This window comes from Aminipila terrae (assembly GCF_010120715.1).
GTDB classification, from domain to species: domain Bacteria; phylum Bacillota; class Clostridia; order Peptostreptococcales; family Anaerovoracaceae; genus Aminipila; species Aminipila terrae.
The window spans coordinates 1,098,058-1,124,206 of sequence record NZ_CP047591.1; the positions used below are offsets into that span (position 1 = coordinate 1,098,058).

Genomic DNA, 26,149 nt, shown 5'->3' on the forward strand with positions numbered 1-26,149 from the left:
AGCATATGCCTTTTATCTAGTGGCATATGCTTTTTAATATCCTATTTAATTATCTGGTCTTAATCCCTTTCCATACAGCATGGCTCTGGATTTTCCTGTTTGCCTACTGCAGATCCCAGATTCAATGACATCTTCTCCAATTCCAGTACAATATTACTTATTTCTGAAATTCTCTGAGGCGGAACATCTTCAGCCATAGCCAGCTGAGTATTATATAAAATTTGTTCCAGATTGTAATGAATATCTGAAATACGTTTCTTAACATTAACAAGACTTTCATGATTTACAGCTTCTCGTAGTGCTTGTTCTCTGTTTACAATCTTATGATTTTCCAGAACAAATTCTGAAATACCTTCAACTACTACAGCTTCATAGCCAAATTGGTCTTTTATTGACTGTGCCAGTGCATGTTTTGATTCAGATTCTCCATGAACCAGGAAAATCTCACTAGGTTTTTCACTGAAACCTCCCAGCCATGATAGCAGACCATCTCTGTCTGCATGGCCGGAAAAGCCCTGCAAGTTATATATTTCTGCATTTATGTGAATGTCTTCACCAAATAAAGTAACATCTTTCACACCATCTACAATCATTCTTCCCAGGGTACCTTCTGCCTGATAACCAACAAAGATTATGCTTGATTTAGGATTCCAAAGGTTATGTTTTAAATGATGCCTGATTCTTCCCGCTTCACACATACCGCTGGCAGAAATAATAACCTTTGGGTGCTTGTCCATATTTAAGAATATGGAATCCGCTGTACTTCTGGTAAACTTTAAATTCTTAAAGTCCAGAGGATTATCCCCTTTCAGAATGTATTCCTTGGTTTCTTCGTCAAACACCTGAGCATTTCTTCTGAATACTTCTGTTGCTGTTGTGGCCATAGGGCTGTCCACATAAATCATCAGATTTTCCAGTTGTTTCTTATACTCTGAATTGTCCTGATAAAAACGATTAAACTGGTATATCAGTTCCTGTGTTCTGCCTACTGCAAAGGAAGGTATAACAACAGTTCCCCCTCTTTGAATTGTTTTTAAAACAATCTTTATCATTTCATCAATACTAATTGAATTCTCCGGATGGAGTCGATTTCCATATGTACTCTCCATGATTACATAATCAGCCTTCTTGATTATGGTAGGATTTCTTAAGATTGGTCTGTCAGCTACTCCCAGGTCACCAGAAAAAACTATTTTTGATACATTGTCATTGTCCTCAACCCAGAGTTCCACTATGGCAGAACCCAAGATGTGGCCTGCATCATTAAAGACAACCTTCATTTCATCATTTAATTCCACCAGCTGATCATAGAGCACTGGTTTTATATATTTCAAAGAGTCAACCGCTTCGTTATAAGTATATAGCGGTTCAACAAAAGCCTTGCCCGCTCTTTCTGCTTTACGGTTTTTCCACTCTGCTTCTTTTTCATGAATGTAGCCGCTGTCTTTTAGCATTACTTCTACTAAATCAGCCGTTGCATCTGTACAATAAATTTCGCCTTTAAATCCTCTTTTCACCAGAAGCGGTATTCTTCCGCAATGGTCAATATGTGCATGACTTAATATGACATAATCAATCTCTGTGGGATCAAAAGGAAAGGGTTCATAGTTCATGGCCTCCATAGCCTTTCCACCTTGAAACTGTCCACAGTCCAACAATATCTTATGTTTTTCTGTTTTAATTAAATGACATGTTCCTGTAACTCCAGATGCTGCTCCGCAAAATTGAATCTTCATTCCCTGAACCTCCTAGTACTATATATTTTCAGAATGTATTGACAATTTAATTATACCATTTTATGAAAAAAAAACCATCTTTTATTAAATTATTCATAAAAAAACAAGAGACATATAGGTATCTTAGTCTTTCTTCTCTTGCTCTTATGGTCTACCTATATGCCTCCAAATGTTATAATTTATAGAAGTGAAATAATAAATTGTCTAGTTACTTTCTAAATATTTATCGATACTGTCTGCAGCATTTTTCCCAGCACCCATGGCAAGAATAACCGTTGCCGCACCTGTTACGGCATCACCACCGGCAAATATTCCCTCATGGCTGGTTTCCCCAGTCTTTTCGTCGGCACCTATTCCGCCTTTTTTATTTGGTTCAAGATTTTCCGTAGTCTCCAGAATAAGTTTATTTAATCTGGTGCCAATTGCCATTATAACTGCATCCACATCCAGAACAAAATTGGATCCCTTTTTCTCTACAGGTCTGCGTCTTCCTGAGCTGTCAGGCTCTCCCAGCTCCATTTCTACACATTCCAGCCCGCAAACATAGGCTTTGTCTGTGCCTTTAATGGCTACCGGATTAGTAAGCAGCTGGAACTTAATCCCCTCTTCTATAGCATGATGAATTTCCTCTTTACGGGCAGGTATTTCATCCATAGAACGGCGATATACAATATATACCTCTTCAGCACCCATACGTTTTGCACATCGGGCTGCATCCATTGCTACATTTCCTCCGCCAATTACTGCTACCCGTTTAGATATATGAATAGGAGTATCGTATTCTGGTATATATGCTTTCATTAGATTGATACGTGTTAAATATTCATTGGCAGAGTAAACCCCAAGCAGGTTCTCTCCTGGAATATTCATAAATTGAGGAAGGCCAGCACCTGTGCCTACAAATACTGCTTCATATCCATCTTCAAAGAGTTCATCCACTGTCATAGACATACCTACAACCGCGTTATTAACAAATTTAACACCCTTATCCGCTAATTTGGATACTTCCGCTGCTACAATGCTCTTTGGCAGACGGAATTCCGGAATGCCATAGGCCAGTACCCCTCCTTCTTTATGTAAGCTTTCAAACACGGTTACCTCATAACCTTTTGCAATTAAATCCCCTGCACATGCCAAACCGGCAGGTCCCGAGCCGACCACTGCAACTTTATGTCCATTGCCTTCTGCTTTTTCAATAACCTCATCTTTGAAATGCTCCCTGTGCCAGTCTGCAGCAAAACGTTCCAGCCGTCCAATTGCTACAGGTTCACCTTTTACTCCCTGTACGCATACGCCTTCACACTGGTTTTCCTGTGGACATACACGTCCGCAGATAGCAGGTAGTGAACTGGTATCGCTGATAATCTGATACGCCTCTTCAAATTCACCTTCTGCAATCTTTTCAATAAATTCAGGAATGCGTACTCTCACTGGACAACCTGTTGTGCAAGGTTTCTTTCGGCACTTTAAACATCTCATCGCTTCATTTATAGCCATATCTTCGGTATAGCCAGTAGATACTTCTTTGAAATTTTTATTACGAACCATAGGATCCTGTTCAGGCATCGGATTCTTTTCTTTAACCAGATTAATCATGGTAACGAACACCTCCTGTCAAACGGCATATATGTGACATATCTTCCTTTTCCTGTTCCTGATAAAAAGAATTACGCTGAATCAGCTCATCCCAGTCAACAAGCTGGCCATCAAACTCAGGACCATCTACACAGGCAAATTTGTTCTCATCTCCTATTACTACTCGGCATCCACCGCACATACCTGTTCCATCTACCATATAAGCTGTCAGAGAAACCACCGTCTTAATATCATACTTCTTAGTAAGCTGACATACAAATTTCATCATAATCGGAGGACCTACTGCTACAACTTCATCATAAGCATTTCCTGATTCAATAAGGTCTTTTAACTTATCTGTAGTAAAACCTTTTTCACCATAGGTGCCGTCATCAGTTGTAATATAAAGGTTTGTAGTTCCTGCACGGAATTCATCTTCCAGGATTACTACATCCTTTGTCTGAAAACCTGCAATCATGTCAACCTGAATACCCGCATCATGCATGCCCTTTGCTATAGGATAAGCTAAGGCATTGCCTGTGCCGCCACCTACAACAGCAACTCTTTTTAACCCTTCCATCTCAGTTGGTTTTCCAAGAGGCCCTACAACATCTGCCAAAGCATCTCCTACCTCAAATTGATCCAGCAACAGGGTGGTTTTTCCTACCGCCTGATATATAATGTCAATTGTTCCTTTTTCTGAATTATGTCCCGCCATAGTGAGAGGAATTCTCTCCCCATACTCATCTGTCCGCAATATTATAAATTGTCCGGGTTTTGCTTTTCTTGCTACTAATGGTGCTTCTATTTCAAGCCAGGTAATGGTTGAATTTAATCGTCGTTTTCCTACAATCTTATACATATTAATATTCCCCTCCTTCTTTTGGTTCTAAGCTCTTTTTCTGCTTAACCAGAGAATTATATCTTTCTAAAGCGATATCCTCTGCTTCAGCAAATAATTTCTTTGCTCTTTCTGGGAATTTTAATGTCAGGGAATTATATCGAACTTCTCCCATGATAAATTCATTGTAGCTTTCCGTAGGAACAGGACTATCAACAGAAAGAGGATTTTTGCCTTCTGCTTCCAGTTCAGGATTATATCGTAGCAGGTTCCAGTATCCGGCACGAACAGCCTTTTTCATTTCCAGCATAGATTTGTTCATACCCGCTTTAACACCATGATTAATGCAAGGAGCATAGGCAATGATTACGGAAGGCCCATTGTAACTCTCTGCCTCTCTTATAGCTTTCAAAGTCTGGTCTGGATTTGCGCCCATAGCAATCTGAGCTACATAAACATATCCATAGGACATAGCTATTTGTGCAAGGTTCTTTTTTCTCACAGCTTTTCCATTGGCAGCAAACTGTGCAACAGCACCTACAGGAGTTGCTTTTGATGCCTGACCACCGGTATTGGAGTATACTTCTGTATCAAACACCATGATGTTTACGTTTTCTCCTGATGCAATAACATGGTCAAGACCGCCATATCCAATATCATAAGCCCATCCATCACCACCAAACATCCAGATAGATGGTTTTGGAAGCATATCACAATTATCTGCTATATATTTTGCATCTTCGTTAGTGAGGTTTGCCTGACACAGTTCAACAAGGGCTCTTCCTGCCTCTTCTGCAACGTCAACATCATCCATACCTTTGATCCAGGCCCATGCTGTCTCTTTAAATCCAGGGTTCTCTGCCAATCTCATCACAGCTGACTTCATTGCATTGCGGCGGGCTTTCATGGATATAGCCATACCAAGACCAAACTCAGCATTATCTTCAAACAATGAATTGGCCCATGCAGGACCCCTGCCCTGAGTGTTTACAGTGTAAGGAGTACTTGGAGCACTACATCCCCATATGGAGGAACATCCTGTTGCATTTGCAATGAACATTCTGTCCCCATATAACTGGGTAATCAGTTTAGCATAAGGAGACTCCCCACATCCTGGACATGCACCTGAGAATTCAAGTAACGGTTTTATAAATTGAGAACCTTTTACGGTGTCTTCTTTAAACGGAATTACTTTACTTGTAACATGTTTAACTGCATAATCAAATACTTTCTGAGCCTCTTCGGAGCCTTCTTCTGCAGGAATCATCTCTAAAGCCTTATTTCTTGCAGGACAGACGCTTGCGCAGGATCCACAGCCTGTGCAGTCCATTGCTGAAACGGCAATCGCGAACAGCTTATCATCACTGCCCTTCATCTTAACGGCTTTTGCACCAGATGCTTCCACTTCTTCCTCATTCATCACAAACGGTCTGATAACCCATGAGGACATGAATAAGAGCACCAGTTGCACTGCATACAGTTTTCTGGAATCCACTTAGGAATTTCTACTGCAATACCTCGTTTTTCATAGGCGGCAGTTCCAGCTGGAATAAACCCGGAGACTGAATCCATAAACTTTGAGACAGGAATAGAATCACCACGCATTGCATTGCTTGGAATCAGTATTTCTTTTATATAATCTGTCAGAACCTTATCACGGCCATCAATAACTGGTTCACCAGCGTTATCTTCTGCATGCATCCAGTCAGCCGGAATTTCAACCTTGTGGATATTTTTAACTCCCGCATCAACGGCCTGAAGGTTCATATTAACAATTTTATCACCTTTGGCACCATAGGTTTTTCTGATAGCATCTTTCATGTATTCTACCGCTTCATCAATCGGTATAATATTGGCAAGTTTGAAGAAAGCCGCCTGAAGTACAGTATTGGTTCTTCTTGCTCCAAGACCTATGTTCATGGCAATGCTTACTGCATCACAGGTATAGAACTGCACTTTATTTTTAGCAATATATCTCTTTGCTTCTGCAGGAATATGTTCATTTAACTCTTCATCACTCCAAGGGCAGTTGAGCAGGAAGAATCCGCTTGGTTTAACATCCTGGACGATATCATACTTTTTCATATAAGAAGGATTATGACATGCAACAAAATCTGCCTGTTTAACATAATATGTAGACTTAATCTGATGATCTCCGAATCGAAGATGGCTTATTGTAATACCACCTGATTTCTTTGAATCATATTGGAAGTAAGCCTGAACTTTCTTGTCCGTATGGTCACCGATAATCTTAATGCTGTTCTTGTTAGCTCCAACGGTACCGTCTGCGCCCAGTCCCCAGAATTTACAGGATACAGTTCCCTCTGCTGTAGTATCCGGATTGCCTGAGACAGGTAAGGAGAGGTAAGTAACATCATCATTGATGGAGATAGTAAATTGCTTCTTTGGTTCTGGTATCCAAAGGTTTTCATATACAGACAAAATATCTCCCGGCTGTATATCTTTTGACCCCAGTCCGTAACGGCCTCCGACAATTTTAGCTTTTTCAAATTCCGTTCCTCTTAAGGCAGCCACTACATCAAGGTATAATGGCTCACCAATTGAGCCTGGCTCTTTTGTTCTGTCTAATACGGCTATGCTCTTTACCGTTTCAGGTAAAGCATTCACAAGATGCTTAGTGGAGAAAGGTCGATATAAATGAACCTTTACGATTCCCACCTTTTTTCCCCTTGCATTTAAATAGTCAACCACTTCTTCTGTGGCATCACAGACGGAGCCCATGGCCACGATAACTTCTGTGGCATCCTTTGCACCATAATAATTGAATGGTTTATAGTCCGTGCCAAGCTTTTCATTTATTTTATCCATATATTCAGAAACAACCTCTATGGTTTCTTCATATCTCTTGTTGCTGGCTTCTCTGTGCTGGAAGAAGGTTTCCGGCTGTTCTGCGGATCCCTGGCTGTGTGGATGCATTGGATGGTTGGCTCTGCGTCTGAACTCTGCCACCGCATCCCAGTTCACCATGGATTTTAATTCATCATAGTCCCACACTTCTATCTTCTGTTGTTCATGACTTGTTCTGAAACCATCAAAAAAATGTAACATAGGAACTTTACCAGCGATTGCTGAAAGATGTGCAACAGAAGCCAAGTCCATAACTTCCTGCGGATTATTTGATGCCAGCATGGCGAATCCAGTTGAACGGCATCCCATTACATCTGAATGATCGCCAAAAATGGATAATGCATGGGAAGCTAATGCCCTGGCTGCTACGTGCAAAACTGCTGGAGTTTCTTCTCCTGCAAGCTTATACATATTTGGGATCATTAAAAGCAACCCCTGTGAAGCTGTAAATGTACTGGTATAAGCGCCGGCCGCCAGTGAGCCATGTACTGCACCAGCTGCTCCACCCTCCGATTGCATCTCAAGAACTTTTACCTGTTCTCCAAAGATATTTTTTCTTCCTTCTGAAGCCCATTCATCTATATTCTCAGCCATTACCGAAGAAGGGGTAATCGGGTAAATAGCTGCAACTTCTGAAAATGCATATGCCACATGTGCAGCTGCCGTATTACCATCCATAGTTTTTAACATTCTCATATAATCACTTCCTTTCTTCTATATACCCAACGCTTTTCTCTGTAAATAATTAGCTTCTGGAACCACCATTTCCACCAAAGCAGTTCTCGAACACATATATGAGCACACAGAACAATTTTCACAAAGAGTAGTATCAATAACAGCATGTAAATCTTTTATTGTAATAGCGCCATTTGGGCAGTTGGAAGCACAGTCTCCACAGCCTATACAGCCTTCCCCGCAGACTCTCAGTTTTTCATCACAGTCATATGTAGATATGCAGGCAACTAATTTACTACCTACATAAGGTACCTCAACAATTAGTTCATTCGGACAGGCAGCAACACAATCCAGGCATCCCACACATTTTTCCGGATCTACATTTGCTGTTCCGTCAACAATTGAAATTGCATCGAAACGGCACACCTTTGTGCAGGCCCCAAGTCCTACGCAGCCAACCTGACATAAATCCATTGCCTCATTTCTGATTTTAGAAGCATCAGCGCAGGTTTCTACTCCCAGTGCCTTAAACTTGGCATTGGCTTTTTTACCACCTCTGCATCTCACAAAAGCAACATTCTCTTTTACTTTTGTTAAATCATGCAGTTCATCCACGATAATCTTTTTTCGACATTTAACGGTACAGGCCACACAGCCTACACACTTTTCATAATCAATAACTGCACAATTATCAACTATAGTAATAGCATTTTGAGGACAGACCTCCTCACAGTCCCCACATCCGATGCAGCCGCTTCCGCATATTTTTCTAGTGGTTTCCTCATCATTTTTAGATGCGCATGGAATAAAGTTGGTAGCCTCTTTCGGAATCATCACAATTATTTCCTGTGGGCACATTCCTATACACGCACCACAGCCATTACACTTTTCTTTATCTATCTTAACAATACCATCTTCCAATGACATTGCATCAAACTTACACCTCTCTATGCAGGAACCAAGTCCTATACATCCATATTTACATTCGCCGCTTATAAAGCCTTTGTTCCTGGCTTCGTCACAACTGCTGTATCCTGCAAATCTTTCTTTTCCAGCTGCATCCCCAGCACAACGTATAAAAGCAACCTTGTCAATAACCGTAACAGGCTCTACGCCCATAATCCCGGCAATGGCGGTAACTTTTTCCTGTGAACAGGCGGGACATAAGGCTATAGATGCTCCCTGAGCAATTTCTATGGCACAGGCAAGACAGCTTTCACATTTACATCCTCCATATCCGCCGCAATCTCCCCCGGCAGGAATTTTAGAATTTCTTTCGTTTTTTCGTCAACATTTTTGTTGATTGGCGCAGAAGTAGAATTATTTTCCCGAATGTTATCCATTTACCTTTCCTCCTACAATAGAATTAGTGTATTGCATAATATATTATGGATACTGTATACATAATAAAGCATACTTCCCCATTTAATATTTATACCTTTAGAATATCATAGGTCCATCAAAAATCAACCAGACTTTTTTAATTCTCCATTGCTCTTTTTCATATTTTTTACTGAAATCATTTAAAATTAAAGCCTTTATAAAATTAAAAAATTATAGGTCTTCGAATGGCTATAGGTTTCTTTTGTTGTTGGACAAATATTTTTAAATACAATTATGCTATATGCTATTAAACAAAAAGGACATTTATAACTACTATTTATTATAAATGTCCTACTTTGATGTTTTACTTTTTTAAATAATCGATAAAGTTTTCAACAGGCACAGCTGGACTATACAGATAACCCTGGTACTGCAGACAGCCTAAGTGTTCCAATTGAACCTGATTTTCTTTATTTTCTACGTATTCTGCCAGAACAGAAAACCCCAGGGAATCTGCTAAATATACAATGGAGGCCACTATGTTCCTACTTCTGCTGTTGGTGTCAATCTCTTTTACCAGACTACCATCCAGCTTCACCAGGTCAAACCGGTTGTTCTGAAGATATTTTATTGATGTAGCTCCCATGGAAAAGTCATCTATAGCCAGTAAATATCCCATTTGATGAATCTCAGCAAGAGTCTGGTGCAGATTGTCATTTAGCATAATCGTATCTTGTTCCGTTATTTCAATGCATATCTGGTCCTTTTTTATACTGCACGTTTTTGTAAACTCTCTTAAAAAAATCAGAAAGGACGGTTTCTGTATGGTCTGCGCGGAGACATTGATGCTAATCGTATATTGTATCCCCGTCTCTTTGTTAATCCGTTCTATATCACATGCTACCGTTTCAAATATGCATTCTTCCAGTTCTTCTAATATCTGCATTTCCTCTGCAAGTTTTATCACAAGAGGAGGATAGATTATTCCAAAGACCGGATGCTTCCACCTTAATAAAGCTTCTGCCCCGATGCATTCGCCCTCATTATTATGCTGAGGCTGGTAATACATATATACTTTTTTATTGTCAATGGAAGATTTTAAATAAGCAGCCAGAATTCTGGCTACAGTTCCAGCAGAATCCCGTGTTTCCGTTAATGTAACTACTCTGTTGCTTCCTTCACTTTTCTTAAACATAGCTACCAGTGAGTCAAAGCTTTTATAACCATCTTCCAGTATCTCACGGTCATATGCACATATAAAAGGCCGATATATCAATGTTCCCACTGCAATATTAATTAATTGAAGGATACTTCCTCTGATAGAACCTGTTGCCATGTACCCTCCCAGCAGAATAGGGGTAGTCCATTCCACCTGTACCGTGGGCACAGGAACAAGACCGGTTTTCATGGACACATACCCTATAATTAATGATACGATTGGTGTTAATATAAAAGGTATAAATAATAAAGAATTAAAGGCTACAGGCAAGCCGAATATCATCAATTCATTTATATTAAATATCATTGGAAATGCTGCTATTCTGGCTAGGTCTTTATTCCTCTTTCTTTTGCTGAAAAGGAATATAGCTACAAGAAGACATAGACAGGAACCACACCCTCCCATAAGTACAAAAATATCAAAAAACGTTTTGGAAAAGATTTCTGTAGCAGGTTGTCCCATCATCAGGTGTTTAATGTTTTCCTGTATGGCAGGTTCAAATAAACTCTTATTTACCCCGTCCAGAGCATCACTCCCATGAATTCCAAAGAACCATAGAATGCTCGAGGTGAGCACAAACAGAATTGCACTCTGAAAAGAACATCCCATATGGAAAAATATTTTATTAATTAATTCGGATATAAATGAGCTGAAACTTGTTACATGAAAAAAATCAACAAAAATAAGGTTACACGTTGTAAAGCATAGAACTACAAATAAGGATGGTGCAATGGCTGATACTGTATCATTAAAAACCATATCGGTTCCTTCCGTAAACAGCCTGAATTTATTATCAAGTTTTTCTTTTACAAAGAAATATAAATCAGAAGCGCTGATAGATATAAAAATAGCAATAAACATACCGTTTACGCCAAAATTGTCAAGAACAGACTTGGGTTCCATGATAAAAATTCCACTCATGATTGCAAAACAAATCAAAGACGTTAAACAGGATCCAATTGTGGCATCTTTAATATCCTTTATTCTATTTAAGCAGATGCTTATGGTTACAACCATATAAAGTGACAGTAATCCAAAAGTTGCCTGATGTATTATGGAAAATAAATCAATTAATACACCAGATTGGAACTTTTGAATAAATTGCTGATATTGTAGGATTGGAAGGGTTTTAAAAAGCAATGAAAAAGATCCCATCATTAATACGGGAATAGCCATAACCAAACCATTTCTGATAGATTGGAATGTATCTGTCTCTTCAATTTTATTAAAAATGTTTTTACAGATAAACCTCATACTTCACTACCTCTTTTGATAATTATATATTATATATAATATCCAAAGAAAAAGGAACCAGATTTTATCAAATCTGGTTCCTTTTTCTTTGGTCTACTTTTCAAAATCCCTTTTCATGGATTCAAACTTTTCTTTATCTGTAAATATTTTTAATACCTGCATAATTAAAATCTTTGCACCATTAACCATGCCTTCATAGGCTCTGTCAGATTTCACAGCATCGGCAAATTCTCTGGTATGGATGGCTACCGTGGGATCTGCGATCTGAACAATTGGATGAAAAGTTGGACAAACCATACTTACATTTCCCGCATCTGACGACCCGAACACTTTTTCTGTATCACCGATTTCAAGTCCCAGTTCCCTATAACTTTCTGCAAGCACTATTTCTCCAGTAGCATTTGGCTTTAAATTATCATAAGATTCTGCAGTAGGAGTTTTCTCATAAGTAGTCTGAGTAGCTATGGCTGCCCCTCTGGCGCAATCATCAATTTTCCGGGTCAGTTCATTTAAATATTCCCTGCTCATGGATCGGATATAAAACTCTGCGGATGCCTTTTCAGGAACAATATTGGGTGCCAGTCCTCCATCTCTTACTACCCCATGGATTCTTACGTCTGGTTTCACATGCTGTCTTAGCATATCTATTGCATGAAACATTAACTGTATGCCATTTAGGGCGTTATTTCCATCCCATGGAGCGGCTGAAGCATGGGCAGATTTCCCGTGAAATACATAAGTGTAAGAGTCCAATGCCTGAAGCTTTGGTGAGATAAGATTTTCTCCATATAGGTGGACCATTAAAGCCATATCATAATTATCAAATACGCCCTTTTTGACCATCGTGCATTTAGCCCCATCTGTTTCCTCAATAGGTGTGCCTATGATGTCTATATCTGCATCCAGCTCATCCTGCATATCTTTTATACTTAATCCTGTTAATATACTAATTGCCGCACTGGTGCAGTGCCCACAGGCATGACCTATTCCAGGCAAAGCATCATATTCTGTCATAATAGCAATTTTGCGGGTATGTTGTTTAGTGCCATATGTTGCTTTAAATGCTGTCTCATATCCTGCAAAGGGCAATTCAACTTCATAGCCATAACTTTTAAGTACATCTGCAATTTTGTGAGATGATTGAAATTCTTTCCCTGAAACTTCAGGATTATCTGCAAGAAAATCATTTAAATCTTTACACAGATTTTTATATGTTTCAATATTTAAATATGCTTTTTCTTTTAGTTGTTCATAATTATTCATGTCATTTCCTTTCATAAACCACTCTGCACAAAATTTGTTTTACAGACTGCATTCTTCTAAACCTTGCTTTGGTTTTTAGAATGGTCCGTATCCCATGATGTTTGCAATTACTACAACAACAATTGCAATTAGATATTCACCCACAACAAAAGGCCATATTTTCTTTGCCCACTGACCCCATGTAAGTCCTGCTACGGCCAGGGCCGCCATGAAGTAACCGGATGTAGGAAGAATGGTGTTACCAATTCCATCAGCCAGAGTGAAAATCAGACATGCTGTCTGACGGGTTACATGAAGCAGATCTGCTAAAGGCACCATGATTGGCATGGTAAGCATGGCCTGGCCGCTTCCGGAAGGAACCAGCAGGTGAAGGGTTGCCTGAACCACAAACATTCCTGCAGCACATACAGATGCAGAGGTATGTTCCAGAATGGTAGCGGCACCGTTCAGAATGGTATCAATAATATTTCCGTTGGTTAATACAACTACTATACCTCTTGCAAAACCACAAATCAAGGCTCCTGATAAGATTCCCTGTGCACCTTCCATAAATTTGTCAATGTATTCATTGGAAGACATTTTACCAATCACAGCGAAAAGAATGGATACGATGATAAATACACCGGAGTATTCAGCCATATAAAATCCAAATTTGATAACACCAACTACAAGACAGACAATAGCTCCTACAAAAGCTAACAGTATCAGTTTGTGACGGCCGGTAAACTTGATGTTTTCAATAACGGCTACTCCTTCATATCTTCTGTCACCCCAGATTCCAAGAGACGGGTCTTTGGCTACTTTATTTGCATGATGATATACGAAGGCCACTGCAGCTATGTACACAACGATAAACAGGCCAAGTCTTACTGGAAGACCGGAGAACAGTGGTAATTCTGCAATGCCCTGGGCAAGTCCGATAGTAAACGGATTCATAATAGCGGTGGTGAAACCAATGGACATACCCATAAGAACAATGGCACATCCGGTAAAAGCATCAAAACCTAAGGCCAGAGCAAAAGGAATGATAATAGGCAGATACATCAGACTTTCTTCTGCCATACCGATAAAGCTTCCTCCAAGTGCAAACAAGAGCATCAGTATAGCGATAAATGCCAGCCTTCGTTTTGAAAGCTTTTCTGCTGTAGTTGAAAGGAGTCCGTTCAATGCGCCGGTAGCATTCATTACATTGATCATTCCTCCAATGATGATGATATAGAAAACGATAGGTGCCGCTTCTACAAGACCCTGGTGGATGGATGTAAATAAATGAAACAGGTCTACAGGGGTTTTGTCTACAAGATGATAGGTTCCTTGTACCACAACACTTCTTCCATCTACATCTTTTCTGTCATATTGTCCGGCAGGAAGGATATATGATAATATTGCCATAACTACCAGTACTGCAAAAAGTAAAACAAACGTATTTATTCCTTTTTTCTTTCCTTTTGAATCTTCCTGAAGAAGTTCATTTGATTGTTCATTTCCCATATTGTTGTTTCCTTTCTTGTTTCGTTGATATATTTATATCAAACCAGCAAGCATCCTGTCAGCATTAACCCGCCAGATGCAACCAGTTCTGTCCCTTTCCTTTCACTATCAGAATTCATTATACTATTACCTCCTACATTAAATTGATAGCACACAGGAAAAGGTTTAATGTACCATCATTTATGAGTTATATGAAATAAATCTGCCAGCTCTGTTATCTTGAACCATGTTATGATCTACTGCGATTTTTCCGTTTACTATTACATAATCGATACCTTCTGGGGGCAGATCTGATTGCAGAAAATCTGCTTTATCCCTTATGGTATCCGGATTGAATATAGTAATATCGGCGTCACAGCCTTCAAAAATTTGTCCCTTGTTATGAAGATCCAGCCTCTTAGCCGGCTCTAACGTCATCTTTTTTAAGGCATCCATTAAAGATATGATTTTATCTTCACGTACATATTTTCCAAGTACTCTTGGAAATGTTCCTGCAGCTCTTGGGTGGCCATTTCCATTATTAATAATCCCGTCACTGGCTACCATACCATAAGGATTGGAAATAGCCTCGGCGATTTCCCCTTCACTCATTACAAAGGCCACTACCAACATTTCAGGATTTTCTTTTCGGATTTTCTCAAATAACTCTTTATCGCAATACCTATTTCTAAATTCACCATCCGTTATAAGGATGCTGTCATATGATTTTCCCCAGGTCTCGAAACAACCCTCATCAAATACGGTAGAACCGATTTCAGTGGAGAAAGCACAATAAGGGTATGTATCATAACTTAGTTTAGGATTCCTTTCAATCTCTCTGTTTATTAAATCCAGGGCTTCACTCATCTGACCCATGGCTGAACAACTGCTCAGATGTGAAATTTGAAATTTCATCTTTGATTGATCTGCTATACTCACCATTTCCTTTATAGCATCCATGGCTCGAACGGAATCGGATCTGTAATGAACAGAAACAAATAAATTTTTATCTTCAAAATTCCCCAGAATGTTCATTATTTCTTCCACATCCATTCCAGGATCATACTCAATTCCAAAAGAGAAACCAAAGGCACCTTCCTCAAGCTGCTTCTGCATAATATCCAGAAGATTTTTCTGCTGTCTGCCATCTGCTTTTAAATATGTATCTACTCCGGTTTTTTTCCGATATGCATTGTAGCCTGCTAACATAAGATAATTTACCGGGGATCCACCAAGCTTCTTAATAGTATTTTTAAACACATCTAAATCCTGATGCTGAACTCCGCAGTTTCCCCCAAGACAGGTCGTTACACCCATTTTCAGCATCATATCTGCTATAACAAATTTCTCTCCTTCATGAATAAAGTCTTCTTCGTGCATATGAATATCTATAAATCCTGGAGATACGATTTTTCCTTCAGCATTTATGTTCTTTTGCGCCTGCATGGTAATATGTCCAATTTCAACGACTTTGCCATCTTTTATTCCTATATCAGTCTGGACTAATCTTCCTTTTTCATAGTCAGGATAACTTCCTCCCTCAATTATTATATCTAACATTCCTAACCTTCCTTTATTTTAAATATTTTTTGTAAAAAACTTTGACCGTATCGGTCCATATTGTGGAATCAATTTTGTAATATGGACTATTGTAGAATTTTCTATAAGTATAGCATTGGTTTTTGTCACGGTCAACAAATTTTAGAAAATTTAGATATAAATATTTATTCACTATAGCTTTTAAAAATGTTTTATATACAAAAAAAATACTGTAGTTTTGCCTTTAACGGCCTACAGTATTTTAATAGATTCTTTATAAGATAATTTTTTTTAGTTCATTTGCACCTTTAAAAATTTCATCCAGATACCTTAGTTTCTGATTGTGAAACCTTTCAGATTTAATAGCGCCCAAAGCGATGCAGCCGGCAAGACTTCCATCCTGCTTAAACACCGGAACGCCTAATCCCACTGTTCCATCCAGATACTCATCTTCGCTTTCTCCATATCCCTTTTCTCTTATAGTTCGATATTCTTCCAGCAATTTTTTATGGTCCATGATAGCCCCGGGTGATACCTGCTTCAGTTCTATTTCAGGAAGGATTTCACATAACTCTTGATCGGTGTGGGAAAAAGTCATGAGTACCTTTCCATAACAGCCACTGTTTATAGGATAAACAGCTCCCGCTATATATCGTATCCGGGAGTCCTGCATTTGGGATTCATATATACTCACAACATTGGTACCTTCTAAAATTGCATATCCTACCTGTTCTCCAGTAACACTTGCTATTTTCTCGATGACCTTCCGTATTTCCATATATATGTCCATATTGTTGGCATATACCATACCAATCTGATAGGCTTTAAATCCTATGGCATATTTTCCGTCATAGCTTCGCCTTATATAATTCTGTTCTTCAAGGGTATTCAGTATCCTATGTACAGTAGGTTTGGTAAACTTTAACTTGTCACTCAGCTCCTTTGCAGAATACATATATGGTTTTTCAGTAAATGCATTCAGAACATTTAAAGTTTTTTCTATAGCCCCGAACTTTTTTAATGTTTCATCCCCATTATCATTCATAAAGTAAATTCCTTCTCTATCAATTTTATACACGTATAGTATAACAAATACCAATAGAAAAAACAAACCTGGTAAATTTATTTTTATATTGAGGTGTCAGGAGCGGGAGCCAGTTTGTGCATAAGTAATTTAAAACCCTGCAAATTGAATCATTACAGGGCTTTCATTGTCTCATTTGTTCAGTTTACATGCAATAGTAAGAATGATTAAACACATAACTCTTTAAAGTTTAAATGGTTTAGTTCCTCTTGGCATTGGTTACATCCGGCATCTGAACAGGCTGACCATAATCATAGAAATTCATTGTTCCTGTTACTGCTGTATTAACTAGGGTATTGTCAGCCTTCATTGATATATTTTCAGTTAAGTCAACATAGTCTGGTATCTTTGTTTCTTTATTATAATAGATACGATATGACAAATCTAAGTTCATGGAGCTCAGGGCTTTATTTATTTCATCCTGAACCTGGGAGGTAGTAATTGCGCTCTGGGTGGTGCCTCCTGTTATTGCTGAAGATGTTGTTCCAACAGAATCTGCTATCTGGCTTGTTAATTGTTGTATCATCTTCATGAATTTATCTTTATCAACTTTCACACATATAACAGTATACTGTTTTCCATCTTTAGTAACATCATTACCAAAGCTTGCAATGAAACCAAACTTTTTCATAGAATTATAGATATCCTGCGGGGTTTGGTTCGTGGAGCCGAAGCTGTCTATCATGGTTGCTAAATTAGGAACCTCTAAAGCCTTCCACTCTTGACCAGGCATTTTCATGTAAATGTTTTGTCCGTCAAAATAGGTCTCCGTTGCAATAGCTCCCGTTGTAAGTTCTGTACCTGAAGGCAATGTCATTGTCATTTTGGTGTAACTTTCTTTTGGAAGCTTATAGGCTCCGTCGATCTGCATCTGTAAATTTGATTTCTGGCCCTGAACATCTGCACTGACTGTGAATGTTCCCTTGGATTTTAACGTAGAATATTTTGTCGTAGCATTGGCGCAATCCGTAATATATTGATCTACAGTTTTTCCGTCTTTGCTATCTGCAAAAGTAATTATTGCGGCGGAACTAGTATTATTCCAACTCACCTGAGCACCAAAGTTTTCTGCAAAGAATCGTAAAGGAAGCATCAGTTTGCCATTTTGCAATGTAGCTGGAGCAGCCAAAGCTATTTTCTCACCGTTTTTATCTGCTGATTTTTCACCTAATTTAATTTTAATTATAGTGGTGTTCTTGGTGATAGTAGCCACCTTAGTGGTATTATCCCACTGAACATCTGCACCCATACAGTCTGAAATTACACGTGCAGGAACAAGCAGTGCCCCATTTATGCTAGTTGGAGATACGTCGCTGCTCACATTACTACCGTTGAACTGAATTTTTGGCTGTTCTGCTGCAAAAACAGGAAGTGCCATGCTTAAGACTATACTAACTATTAGTAAGGCTCTTAATGCGTTTCGTGTCATTATAAATCACCTCTTTAATATAATTTAAATACTTAAATATAATATCATAAAATTTTCCATAACCCCACTACCTTAAAATAAAAACCCTGCAAATTATTGCAAGGTTTTTCTTGGAGCGGAAGACGAGATTCGAACTCGCGACCCTCGCCTTGGCAAGGCGATGCTCTACCCCTGAGCCACTTCCGCATATGGAATTGACATGTATCGTTTTTTATTTTACCAAAAGGATTGTTAAATTGCAAGCACAAAGTTCAACTTATATTCAGATTTAATGTATTAGAATCCTCCAGGAACTAAACTCCCTGGAGGATTCTAATACATTCTTTAATTGTTTACAGCCATTTTATTATTATTCTGCTTGTCATTCTGTCCCTGGTTGCATTCCATTATCATATTCCGAACAGTAACGCCCAGATGCTTTGCTTCTTCCCTTGACATTGCAGCCGTCTCTATAGGCGGCAACACCGTTATTTTCACCTCTGCCGGATGAATCCACATTCCATTAGCTTCCATTACTCTATGAGAGCCATTTATTGCCACAGGGACAATAGGTGCTCCAGTTTTGGTGGCTATCTTAAAGGCGCCTTCCTTAAACTCTCCAGCTTCATCCTTTCTGCTTCTGGTGCCTTCTGGAAAAATTATTACAGACCGTCCTGCATTAATCAGCTTTTCAGCATCCCCAAAAACTCTTAAAGACTGTCTTGCATTTTCTCTGTCCAGAAAGAGGCAATCAAAAAGTTTCATCCAAGTGGATATAAAAGGAACATTCTCCAGACTATTTTTCGCAACCAAAGGATTGGTTTTATCCAATTGAGTAAGCATCAAAGGAATATCAAAATTACCCTGATGATTACTAGTAAATAAAACGGCTCTGTCCTTAGGTATGTTTTCCAATCCCTCTACCCTGCAGGTTACTCCTGCCATTTTAAGCAATCTGCCTGCCCAGTTTTGAACAACCAGATTAATTTCCTTAAGATCATCAAATCCTGCTGCTTTACGTTTTTTATAATAACGCTGCTTTGGATAAATTACCAGAAGGTATATCCAAAAATATATAAACCATATAATTGTTCGCATGTTAACACCCTATTTCATAGCTGCTAAAATTTTTGCAGGCAGCATTCTACATTCTTTTTCTGTTATGGAAGCTATCGATACTCTGAGCCCTTTTGCCAAAGGAACAAGAAATATTCCCTGTTGTTGAAGCTTTTTACTGATTTCATCCGGATTATCACATGGGATAGATGCGAAAAATCCCGCATCAAAAGGAACAATTTTCAAACCTGCTTTGGCAGCTTCTTCTTCAAATGCCTTACCCCTTTTTAAGAGTAAATCACAATAATAGCTTCTTTCTTTATCCACTCTTTCCAGAAGAGCCTTATCCTCATATATTTTAGACAGAACCACCATGGAAGCTCTTGGGCAGTTGGACCACGAAGCTCTGGATGAAAACTGACAGACACGTACAAATTCCTGTGCCACTTCTTTAACTGGTGTCATACAAATCATGGCACCACATCTCATACCATAAAGGGTAAATGTTTTTGAAGCACTGTATGAGATAACCGGAAGTATATTAGCAGGCAAATTTTCCAGCTTTGGTAAAAATTCTCTATACTTATCTGGATCACCTGCGAAATCGATGTATGCCACATCTACTAACAAAGTAACTTTCTTATCTTCTCCCGCAATTTCTTTTACTGTTTTTAACAGCTTGTCCCAGTCTTCAAGTGTAAGGGAGTATCCTGTTGGATTATGAGCGGGTGTATTTATAATGATAACTAAACTTTCCTGTTCTGAAAGCAGTTTCTCCACTTTCTCTTTAAATGCTGCAATATTAAAATTGCTCCCGTCGTCAAAAAGACTGTAAGTCGTTGCAGTCCTTCCCATTTCCTGCGCAATTGAACTGTAATTTGCCCAGTACCAGTCTGAAGTTAAAACCTGATCTCCTATTTTAGAATAATTGTCTATGGTATTTCTAATAGCTCCTGTGCCTCCAGGAGTGGCAACTGCCTCTGTAAAACATTTTGGCTGATACTTTCCAAAAGCAGCTTTTTTTATACACTGTTTAAATTCTGCTGTTCCTCCAATTGGTGCATATTCTGCATAATCTTCAGGAGCTAAATTCTTTAAAACTTCCACTACTGAAGAAAGTACTACTAATTTTCCTTCATCGTCAAGCAATGCTCCGATAGTAGCATTGGTTACTGCCTTTTCACCTTTTTCTGCAATCATTTCGTTAGCTAATCTACTAATGCCAAAAATTTTATCTTCTAATGGAATATTCCTTCCATTTTGTTGTGCCATTATAAATTCACTCATATATCCACCTCGCTTATATAAAATTACAAAACATTATACTACAAAGTATGAAAAACTGCAATAAGGCAATAATACAATAAGGAGGTGTAAATTATGCGACATAATATAAAAGATAAAAAGCCAATGGATAAAGCAGCTATAGCTTTGATACTTTGTTTCAGCGTTGTTGCTCTTGCTTCAGTTTTTACTGTAAAGTCAAGTCTGGACAAAATTAACTTATCAGATAATACGGACATCACTGTTCCTCAGAAAAATGAAACGAAAGATAAAAGTGTAGCAAAACGGGTTCCTACTGTAGATAGCCAAGATAATCCTCAATCAAACATTCAAAATCAAAACAATGGTAATTCTTCCAGTCCTTCAACTTGGGTTGTACCTGTAGATGGTCTTATAACATTAGAGTATTCCACAGAATTGCCAATTTATTCGAAAACCTTAAATCAATATATGGTTCATAATGGCGTAGACATTGCTGCACCACTTGATTCAAGAGTCCAGGCAGCAGCAGCGGGAACAGTTGTGGAAACCTACAAAGATGATCGCCTGGGTTATACGGTTAAAATTAATCATGGAAACGGATTCATAACCACTTACTCAAATCTTTCAGATAAAATTCTGGTGGAATCTGGTGATGTTGTAAAGAAAGGTGATGTTATAGGCGGTATAGGAGATACCAGCTTATTTGAATCAGCAGATGATTCACACTTACACTTTCAAATGGAAAAAGACGGCAGTCTGGTGAATCCTTCAGATTACATTGATTTTTAGTCCTTCAAATTTTTATTTTAAAGTCTCCAAGAACACTAAAAAAGTGATAGACCAATTTGGTATTATCACTTTTTTAATTTTTATTTTTATTTATCTAAACCACAAATTTTACATAATTTATACATTTATTAAACCCAGTAAACTTATCTTCATATTCTGTTGTAACCTCTTTTGAGGGAAATGCGGAGTTGTGAAGATCCCTGCTATATTCTAAAATTTCAAAACCATTTGCCTTTATTTCTCCTATAGAAAATTCGAACAGCGCATCATTGTCTGTTTTAAACTCTACTATTCCGCTATTCCTAATAACCTTTTCATATTCTTTTAAGAATCTTGTATGGGTAAGCCTTCTTTTTGCATGTCGCTCTTTAGGCCATGGATCACTAAAATTTAAATAAATCCCCGCTAATTCATCCTCGTCAAAATACTCTGTAACATCTCTTATAAATGCCTTTAAAAACTTTATATTAGGCAGCTGCACTGCTGCGGCCTTTTCTAAAGCCCTTAATATAACGGTATCCTGTCCTTCAACGGCGATGTAATTTCTGTCTGGATGGATTTCAGCCTGTTTTATTGAGAATTGCCCTTTGCCACATCCCAGTTCTACATAAATATCATTTTCATTATGGAAAAGGCCTTTCCATGACCCCTTCATTTTTTTCCCATCTGCCACAGAGTATTCTGCAAATGTAGCCAGTCGTTCTCCCACATTTTTTACTTTTCTTTGTCTCATAATTTTTTCCTATCTGGAATCCCGATTGATTCCATTTTTTGGAGTCCAAGTTTTCCTTTGTGTGCTTCTGACAAAAGGAAACATTATTAACTCTCTACTCGATTACAATTACGATAGTTTTTCCATGCTCATACCAGTCATATATAAATTTGGCATGAGAAGTATAATTTCTTACACATTTATGTGAAAGCGGCACTGTGCCTATACTATTTGAAAATTCGTTTATACCCGGATCGATTCTCGTTCCGTCTGCAGCATGTTTGTAAGTGGTGGATACACCGTGTATATATGCACCAGCATTGAAACGAACAGCATAAGGAGCATAACCTTGTATATCATTGGTTCCATCCTTTACATAAAAGAACTTTGGCTTTTTTTCTATGGCATAATAGTATCCAAGAGGTGTTGGCTGATGATATTTTCCTACTTTCCCCGTAGTTGCCATACTATAGGATGTAATGTTCCAATTACCTTCTTTTTTTTCAAATGTAGCTATATTCTGGTTGGTTCTGTCTACCACGATAACTTTCTTCAGGCTCATTAAACAATCATCCGAAGCCACATACTCCCGTGGGACAGAATACTCTAAATCTGTTCCTACAACTCCTATTAATGTATACTCTCCATCTTCTTCCAACACTTCTACTAATGTTCCATCCGTCAGGTACACAAATTCATTCAGTTTGTTTATATTTGCATATGCGGGTGCAGCTGCACTTCTTTCATTACCTAGTGCATCTACTTCTCCGCCCTTATATTTTGGGGCTTTTCCATTCTGATTTTTGTAATTATCAATATATGTGAGTCTATATTTACCTATGGCCTTTTCCGCAACCCCGATTTTTTCCCGCATTACATTAAATTGAAAGCGTCGATTTTGCCCATTTACAACATAAGTATAGGGTGCCTGAATCAGATATTTGGTATATTTTAAGTCAAAACCATATTGTAGTGGCTTCGTTTCTTCTTGTTTCTCTTCCAGGGCAGAACTCACCCTGGAATACTTTTCTGACTTATCACTTTTTTCATTTTTTTGTATCTCTGACGACACATTTGCCTTAACTGCAGCCGCTTTGTCTTTATCCACAAGCGCTTCTTCCGTGTCAGGTCCCACTATGAGAATAAACACTAAAATAACCAGCAGAGACAAAGCTACCAGCAAAAGATTTAAATGCTTCACTTAATCAACCCTTTGTATATATATTTTCTATATCATACAAGCCTGTCATAGTATGATTTTATGTTGATTTATATCAGCACTGCTGGCTTAATTTAAATCAACATTACATTATACGCGATTCAAAAATAATTAATGCCAAAAATAAAACAAGTATCACCGAAGTTCCATAGTCCCTGCCTGTCAGTTTCATTTCATGCAGCCTTGTTCTATGTTCTCCTCCTCTATAGCATCTGGCTTCCATAGCCATGGCAAGGTCTTGTGCTATACGAAAAGCACTTATAAATAATGGCACTAACAATGGGATCAGACTCTTTGCTCTGTTAATCAGATTTCCACTTTCAAAGTCTGCTCCTCTGGCCATTTGTGCCTTCATAATTTTATCCGTTTCTTCAAGTAATGTGGGAATAAACCTAAGGGCAATAGTCATCATCATAGCCAGTTCATGTGCTGGTACACCTATTTTTTTCAGAGGATTTAATATATACTCAATTCCGTCTGTTAAGCTTATGGGCTTTGTGGTCAGGGTGAGTACTGATGATCCGAATATTAATAAAACCAGTCTGATTCCCATAAAACAGGCGTTATAAAGGCCTTCCTCTGTTATGGTTAAGAATCCTATTTTAAACAAAGTGTGACCACCTGTCATAAACATATTGATAAAAAATGTAAAAGTTATAATGAGAAAAACCGGTTTTAATCCCTTTGCAATAAAGCTAAAGGGAACCTTTGAAATACCTATTACCATAGCCAGCGCTAATGCAGAAATGGCAAAACCAATAAAATCACTTACAACAAACAGCGCAACTATATATATAAACGTCCCAACAATTTTTACCCTGGGGTCCAACCTGTGAATAAGGGAGTGACCTGGATAATATTGTCCTAATGTAATGTCTCTAATCATAATCTCTTCATTAATTCCTCCACAGCCTCATCCATATTTAAAACATCTGGCTTAATTTGAAACCCCTTATCTCTGAGCTGATAAAGAATCTCCGCAACCGGTGGTACACTAAGGCCTATGGTTGTTAACTCATCTCTTCTTGCAAATACCTGCCTTGGAGTTCCTGACATAGTCAGCTTTCCCTTATCCATGACCAGAACTTTATCCGCAAGGTTTGCAATATCCCGCATATTATGAGACACTAAAATCAAGATGTTACCTTGGTCCTTATGAATCATTTTAATCTCCTGGAGTAGTTCTTTATGAGCCTTAGGGTCCAGACCTGCAGTGGGTTCATCTAAAATAAGTACTTCCGGTTTCATAGCAATAACACCTGCTATGGCAACCCTGCGTTTCTGCCCCCAGATAATTCAAAGGGCGACCTTTCAGCTATTTCTTCATAGTCAAGCCCTACGAGACTAATGGCCTCTCTTACCCGGTTCTGCACTTCCTCCTGACTAAGACCTAAATTTAAAGGCCCAAAAGCCACATCCTGCTTTACGGTTTCTTCAAACAACTGATATTCAGGATATTGAAAAACTAAACCAATCTTTTTTCTAACATCTTTCATGGAAATACCCTGGCCGGTAATATTTATTCCGTTTACAATGATATCTCCAGATTTGGGTTTTAATAACCCATTGAATTGCTGCAGTAAAGTAGATTTTCCTGAACCGGTGTGTCCAATTACTCCAACAAATTCTCCATCATTTATTTCAAAACTCACGTCATCCAAAGCTATGGATTCAAATGGCATGCCTTCATTATATACATATCTTAGATTCTTTACTTGTATTGACATAAATACTCTACCATTTCCTCTGTACGAATAATATCTTTAGGAATAGTTATTCCCTTTTTTCTTAATCGGTCTGCTAAATCAACAGCAACAGGGACATCTAATCCCAATTCCCTGATCTTTTCTACTTCAGAGAATATTTTTACGGGAGTCCCATCCAGAATCACTTCCCCCTTATCCATGATTATGACACGATTGGCATCTGCTGCTTCTTCCATAAAATGCGTTATAAGAATAACCGTAATGCCATCCTCATGCAGTCTTCTTATAATTTCCATTACCTCGGATCTTCCCTGAGGGTCCAGCATAGCCGTAGGCTCATCAAAAACAATACAATCAGGCATCATTGCTATGACCCCAGCAATTGCAATTCTTTGTTTCTGGCCTCCTGAGAGCAGATGAGGTGCTTTTTTTCTATGCTCATACATATTAACCGCTCTAAGGGCTGAATCCACCCGTTCACGGATTATCTCCGGGGGAGCCCCAGGTTTTCTGGCCCAAAGGCTACATCATCTTCAACAATGGAAGATACCAGCTGGTTATCAGGATTCTGAAAAACCATACCTGCAGCCTGTCTTATATCCCATATATGCTGGTCATCTTTTGTATCAAATCCCTTAACATATACGGCTCCACCTGTGGGCAGCAATAAGGCGTTAATATTTTTGGCTAAAGTTGATTTCCCAGAACCGTTTTTACCTATTATCGCAACAAAACTTCCTTTATCAACATCCAGACTAATATCTTTTACAGCCTCGACTAAAATCTGATCAACCTCTCTGGTATAACAAAATTTTAAATTTTCGATTTTTATGATTTGTTCCATTTATCTATTCCAATCAAGCTTTGCTTGTTATATTCAAAATCATTTTCTTTAAAATGAGATTATATACTGTTTATCGTTTATTACCATTATACAATAATCATTTTCTATTTAAAAGTATCGATCTATATTATCTTTTAATTCTGCCTTCCGTGCTAAACACTAGATAGGCAGTAAAACTCTGCAAATCAGAGATTTGTGAGCTTCTTGCATGAGACCTACCTACCATTTGCTCTCGCAAATCGGGTTAGGGCTTCATGTTACACGATGAAAATCTACAATCAACTTCGTTTCTTGTGATTTTC

At 38.4% G+C, this 26,149-nt stretch carries 17 protein-coding genes, 1 tRNA gene and 3 pseudogenes; 1 reads left to right on the forward strand and 20 read right to left on the reverse strand.

Annotated features, from left to right (window positions below; translation table 11 throughout):
• Positions 1-59: 59 nt before the first annotated feature.
• The 15 genes and pseudogenes from Ami3637_RS05195 to Ami3637_RS05265 all read right to left on the reverse strand — a co-directional run bounded on the left by Ami3637_RS05195 (position 60) and on the right by Ami3637_RS05265 (position 20,598).
• On the reverse strand, positions 60-1,736 hold the full coding sequence (locus Ami3637_RS05195) for an MBL fold metallo-hydrolase RNA specificity domain-containing protein (protein WP_162361634.1): 1,677 nt from the start codon (positions 1,734-1,736) through the stop codon (positions 60-62).
• A 204-nt stretch (positions 1,737-1,940) separates the two neighbouring features.
• On the reverse strand, positions 1,941-3,332 hold the full coding sequence (gene gltA, locus Ami3637_RS05200) for an NADPH-dependent glutamate synthase (RefSeq protein WP_162361635.1): 1,392 nt from the start codon (positions 3,330-3,332) through the stop codon (positions 1,941-1,943).
• Positions 3,325-4,173 (reverse strand): sulfide/dihydroorotate dehydrogenase-like FAD/NAD-binding protein, encoded by an 849-nt coding sequence (locus Ami3637_RS05205; RefSeq protein WP_162361636.1) that lies wholly within the window; start codon positions 4,171-4,173, stop codon positions 3,325-3,327. The genes gltA and Ami3637_RS05205 overlap by 8 nt, the downstream gene beginning before the upstream one ends.
• Before the next feature lies 1 nt (position 4,174).
• Positions 4,175-7,716 (reverse strand): annotated as a pseudogene (gene nifJ, locus Ami3637_RS18915) (pyruvate:ferredoxin (flavodoxin) oxidoreductase).
• 18 nt (positions 7,717-7,734) lie between these two features.
• Positions 7,735-8,814, reverse strand: coding sequence for a 4Fe-4S binding protein (locus Ami3637_RS05215; protein ID WP_162361637.1), 1,080 nt, complete (start codon positions 8,812-8,814; stop codon positions 7,735-7,737).
• 74 nt (positions 8,815-8,888) lie between these two features.
• Positions 8,889-9,038, reverse strand: a complete 150-nt coding sequence (locus tag Ami3637_RS05220) for a hypothetical protein (RefSeq protein WP_162361638.1) — start codon at positions 9,036-9,038, stop codon at positions 8,889-8,891.
• Positions 9,039-9,382: 344 nt separating this feature from the next.
• Complete coding sequence (locus Ami3637_RS05225; protein ID WP_162361639.1) at positions 9,383-11,491, reverse strand: EAL domain-containing protein; 2,109 nt, start codon at positions 11,489-11,491, stop codon at positions 9,383-9,385.
• Between the two features lie 93 nt (positions 11,492-11,584).
• Positions 11,585-12,769, reverse strand: coding sequence for a M20 family metallopeptidase (locus tag Ami3637_RS05230; protein ID WP_162361640.1), 1,185 nt, complete (start codon positions 12,767-12,769; stop codon positions 11,585-11,587).
• Positions 12,770-12,829: 60 nt separating this feature from the next.
• Positions 12,830-14,245 (reverse strand): YfcC family protein, encoded by a 1,416-nt coding sequence (locus tag Ami3637_RS05235; RefSeq protein ID WP_162361641.1) that lies wholly within the window; start codon positions 14,243-14,245, stop codon positions 12,830-12,832.
• Positions 14,246-14,425: 180 nt separating this feature from the next.
• A complete protein-coding gene (locus Ami3637_RS05240) occupies positions 14,426-15,784 on the reverse strand; it encodes an amidohydrolase family protein (protein ID WP_162361642.1) in 1,359 nt (452 codons plus the stop codon).
• Between the two features lie 253 nt (positions 15,785-16,037).
• Entirely contained in the window at positions 16,038-16,808 is a 771-nt protein-coding gene (locus Ami3637_RS05245) for an IclR family transcriptional regulator (RefSeq protein WP_162361643.1), read from the reverse strand.
• A 238-nt stretch (positions 16,809-17,046) separates the two neighbouring features.
• Positions 17,047-18,276: a copper amine oxidase N-terminal domain-containing protein gene (locus Ami3637_RS05250; protein WP_162361644.1), complete on the reverse strand. Its 1,230-nt coding sequence runs from the start codon at positions 18,274-18,276 to the stop codon at positions 17,047-17,049.
• A gap of 111 nt (positions 18,277-18,387) precedes the next feature.
• Positions 18,388-18,462 (reverse strand) — tRNA-Gly (locus Ami3637_RS05255).
• Between the two features lie 138 nt (positions 18,463-18,600).
• Positions 18,601-19,353, reverse strand: coding sequence for a lysophospholipid acyltransferase family protein (locus tag Ami3637_RS05260; RefSeq protein ID WP_162361645.1), 753 nt, complete (start codon positions 19,351-19,353; stop codon positions 18,601-18,603).
• Between the two features lie 9 nt (positions 19,354-19,362).
• Positions 19,363-20,598 carry a pyridoxal phosphate-dependent aminotransferase gene (locus tag Ami3637_RS05265; protein ID WP_202931092.1) on the reverse strand — a complete coding sequence of 412 codons (1,236 nt, stop codon included), beginning with the start codon at positions 20,596-20,598 and terminating at the stop codon, positions 19,363-19,365.
• A gap of 93 nt (positions 20,599-20,691) precedes the next feature.
• Between Ami3637_RS05265 and Ami3637_RS05270 the strand changes: the two genes are divergently transcribed.
• Positions 20,692-21,366, forward strand: a complete 675-nt coding sequence (locus Ami3637_RS05270; RefSeq protein ID WP_162361646.1) for a M23 family metallopeptidase — start codon at positions 20,692-20,694, stop codon at positions 21,364-21,366.
• 94 nt (positions 21,367-21,460) lie between these two features.
• Here Ami3637_RS05270 and trmB read toward each other — a convergent pair whose 3' ends face one another.
• The 5 genes and pseudogenes from trmB to Ami3637_RS18925 form a co-directional block, all read right to left on the reverse strand.
• A complete protein-coding gene (gene trmB / locus Ami3637_RS05275) occupies positions 21,461-22,099 on the reverse strand; it encodes a tRNA (guanosine(46)-N7)-methyltransferase TrmB (protein ID WP_162361647.1) in 639 nt (212 codons plus the stop codon).
• 94 nt (positions 22,100-22,193) lie between these two features.
• Entirely contained in the window at positions 22,194-23,279 is a 1,086-nt protein-coding gene (locus Ami3637_RS05280; protein WP_162361648.1) for a L,D-transpeptidase, read from the reverse strand.
• Positions 23,280-23,382: 103 nt separating this feature from the next.
• Positions 23,383-24,183 carry an energy-coupling factor transporter transmembrane component T family protein gene (locus Ami3637_RS05285; RefSeq protein WP_162361649.1) on the reverse strand — a complete coding sequence of 267 codons (801 nt, stop codon included), beginning with the start codon at positions 24,181-24,183 and terminating at the stop codon, positions 23,383-23,385.
• Positions 24,180-25,024: pseudogene (locus Ami3637_RS18920) on the reverse strand (energy-coupling factor transporter ATPase). Before Ami3637_RS18920 ends, Ami3637_RS05285 begins: the two are co-directional and overlap by 4 nt.
• Positions 25,009-25,847 (reverse strand): annotated as a pseudogene (locus Ami3637_RS18925) (energy-coupling factor transporter ATPase). Before Ami3637_RS18925 ends, Ami3637_RS18920 begins: the two co-directional pseudogenes overlap by 16 nt.
• Between the last annotated feature and the right edge of the window lie 302 nt (positions 25,848-26,149).

Bases quoted from the DNA above. Each gene is read 5' to 3' on its own strand.
- Ami3637_RS05195 (WP_162361634.1), bottom strand. From the start codon at position 1,736: ATGAAGATTCAATTTTGCGGAGCAGCATCTGGAGTTACAGGAACATGT.
- gltA (WP_162361635.1), bottom strand. From the start codon at position 3,332: ATGATTAATCTGGTTAAAGAAAAGAATCCGATGCCTGAACAGGATCCT.
- Ami3637_RS05205 (WP_162361636.1), bottom strand. From the start codon at position 4,173: ATGTATAAGATTGTAGGAAAACGACGATTAAATTCAACCATTACCTGG.
- Ami3637_RS05215 (WP_162361637.1), bottom strand. From the start codon at position 8,814: ATGGGCGTAGAGCCTGTTACGGTTATTGACAAGGTTGCTTTTATACGT.
- Ami3637_RS05220 (WP_162361638.1), bottom strand. From the start codon at position 9,038: ATGGATAACATTCGGGAAAATAATTCTACTTCTGCGCCAATCAACAAA.
- Ami3637_RS05225 (WP_162361639.1), bottom strand. From the start codon at position 11,491: ATGAGGTTTATCTGTAAAAACATTTTTAATAAAATTGAAGAGACAGAT.
- Ami3637_RS05230 (WP_162361640.1), bottom strand. From the start codon at position 12,769: ATGAAAGGAAATGACATGAATAATTATGAACAACTAAAAGAAAAAGCA.
- Ami3637_RS05235 (WP_162361641.1), bottom strand. From the start codon at position 14,245: ATGGGAAATGAACAATCAAATGAACTTCTTCAGGAAGATTCAAAAGGA.
- Ami3637_RS05240 (WP_162361642.1), bottom strand. From the start codon at position 15,784: ATGTTAGATATAATAATTGAGGGAGGAAGTTATCCTGACTATGAAAAA.
- Ami3637_RS05245 (WP_162361643.1), bottom strand. From the start codon at position 16,808: ATGAATGATAATGGGGATGAAACATTAAAAAAGTTCGGGGCTATAGAA.
- Ami3637_RS05250 (WP_162361644.1), bottom strand. From the start codon at position 18,276: ATGACACGAAACGCATTAAGAGCCTTACTAATAGTTAGTATAGTCTTA.
- Ami3637_RS05260 (WP_162361645.1), bottom strand. From the start codon at position 19,353: ATGCGAACAATTATATGGTTTATATATTTTTGGATATACCTTCTGGTA.
- Ami3637_RS05265 (WP_202931092.1), bottom strand. From the start codon at position 20,598: ATGAGTGAATTTATAATGGCACAACAAAATGGAAGGAATATTCCATTA.
- Ami3637_RS05270 (WP_162361646.1), top strand. From the start codon at position 20,692: ATGCGACATAATATAAAAGATAAAAAGCCAATGGATAAAGCAGCTATA.
- trmB (WP_162361647.1), bottom strand. From the start codon at position 22,099: ATGAGACAAAGAAAAGTAAAAAATGTGGGAGAACGACTGGCTACATTT.
- Ami3637_RS05285 (WP_162361649.1), bottom strand. From the start codon at position 24,183: ATGATTAGAGACATTACATTAGGACAATATTATCCAGGTCACTCCCTT.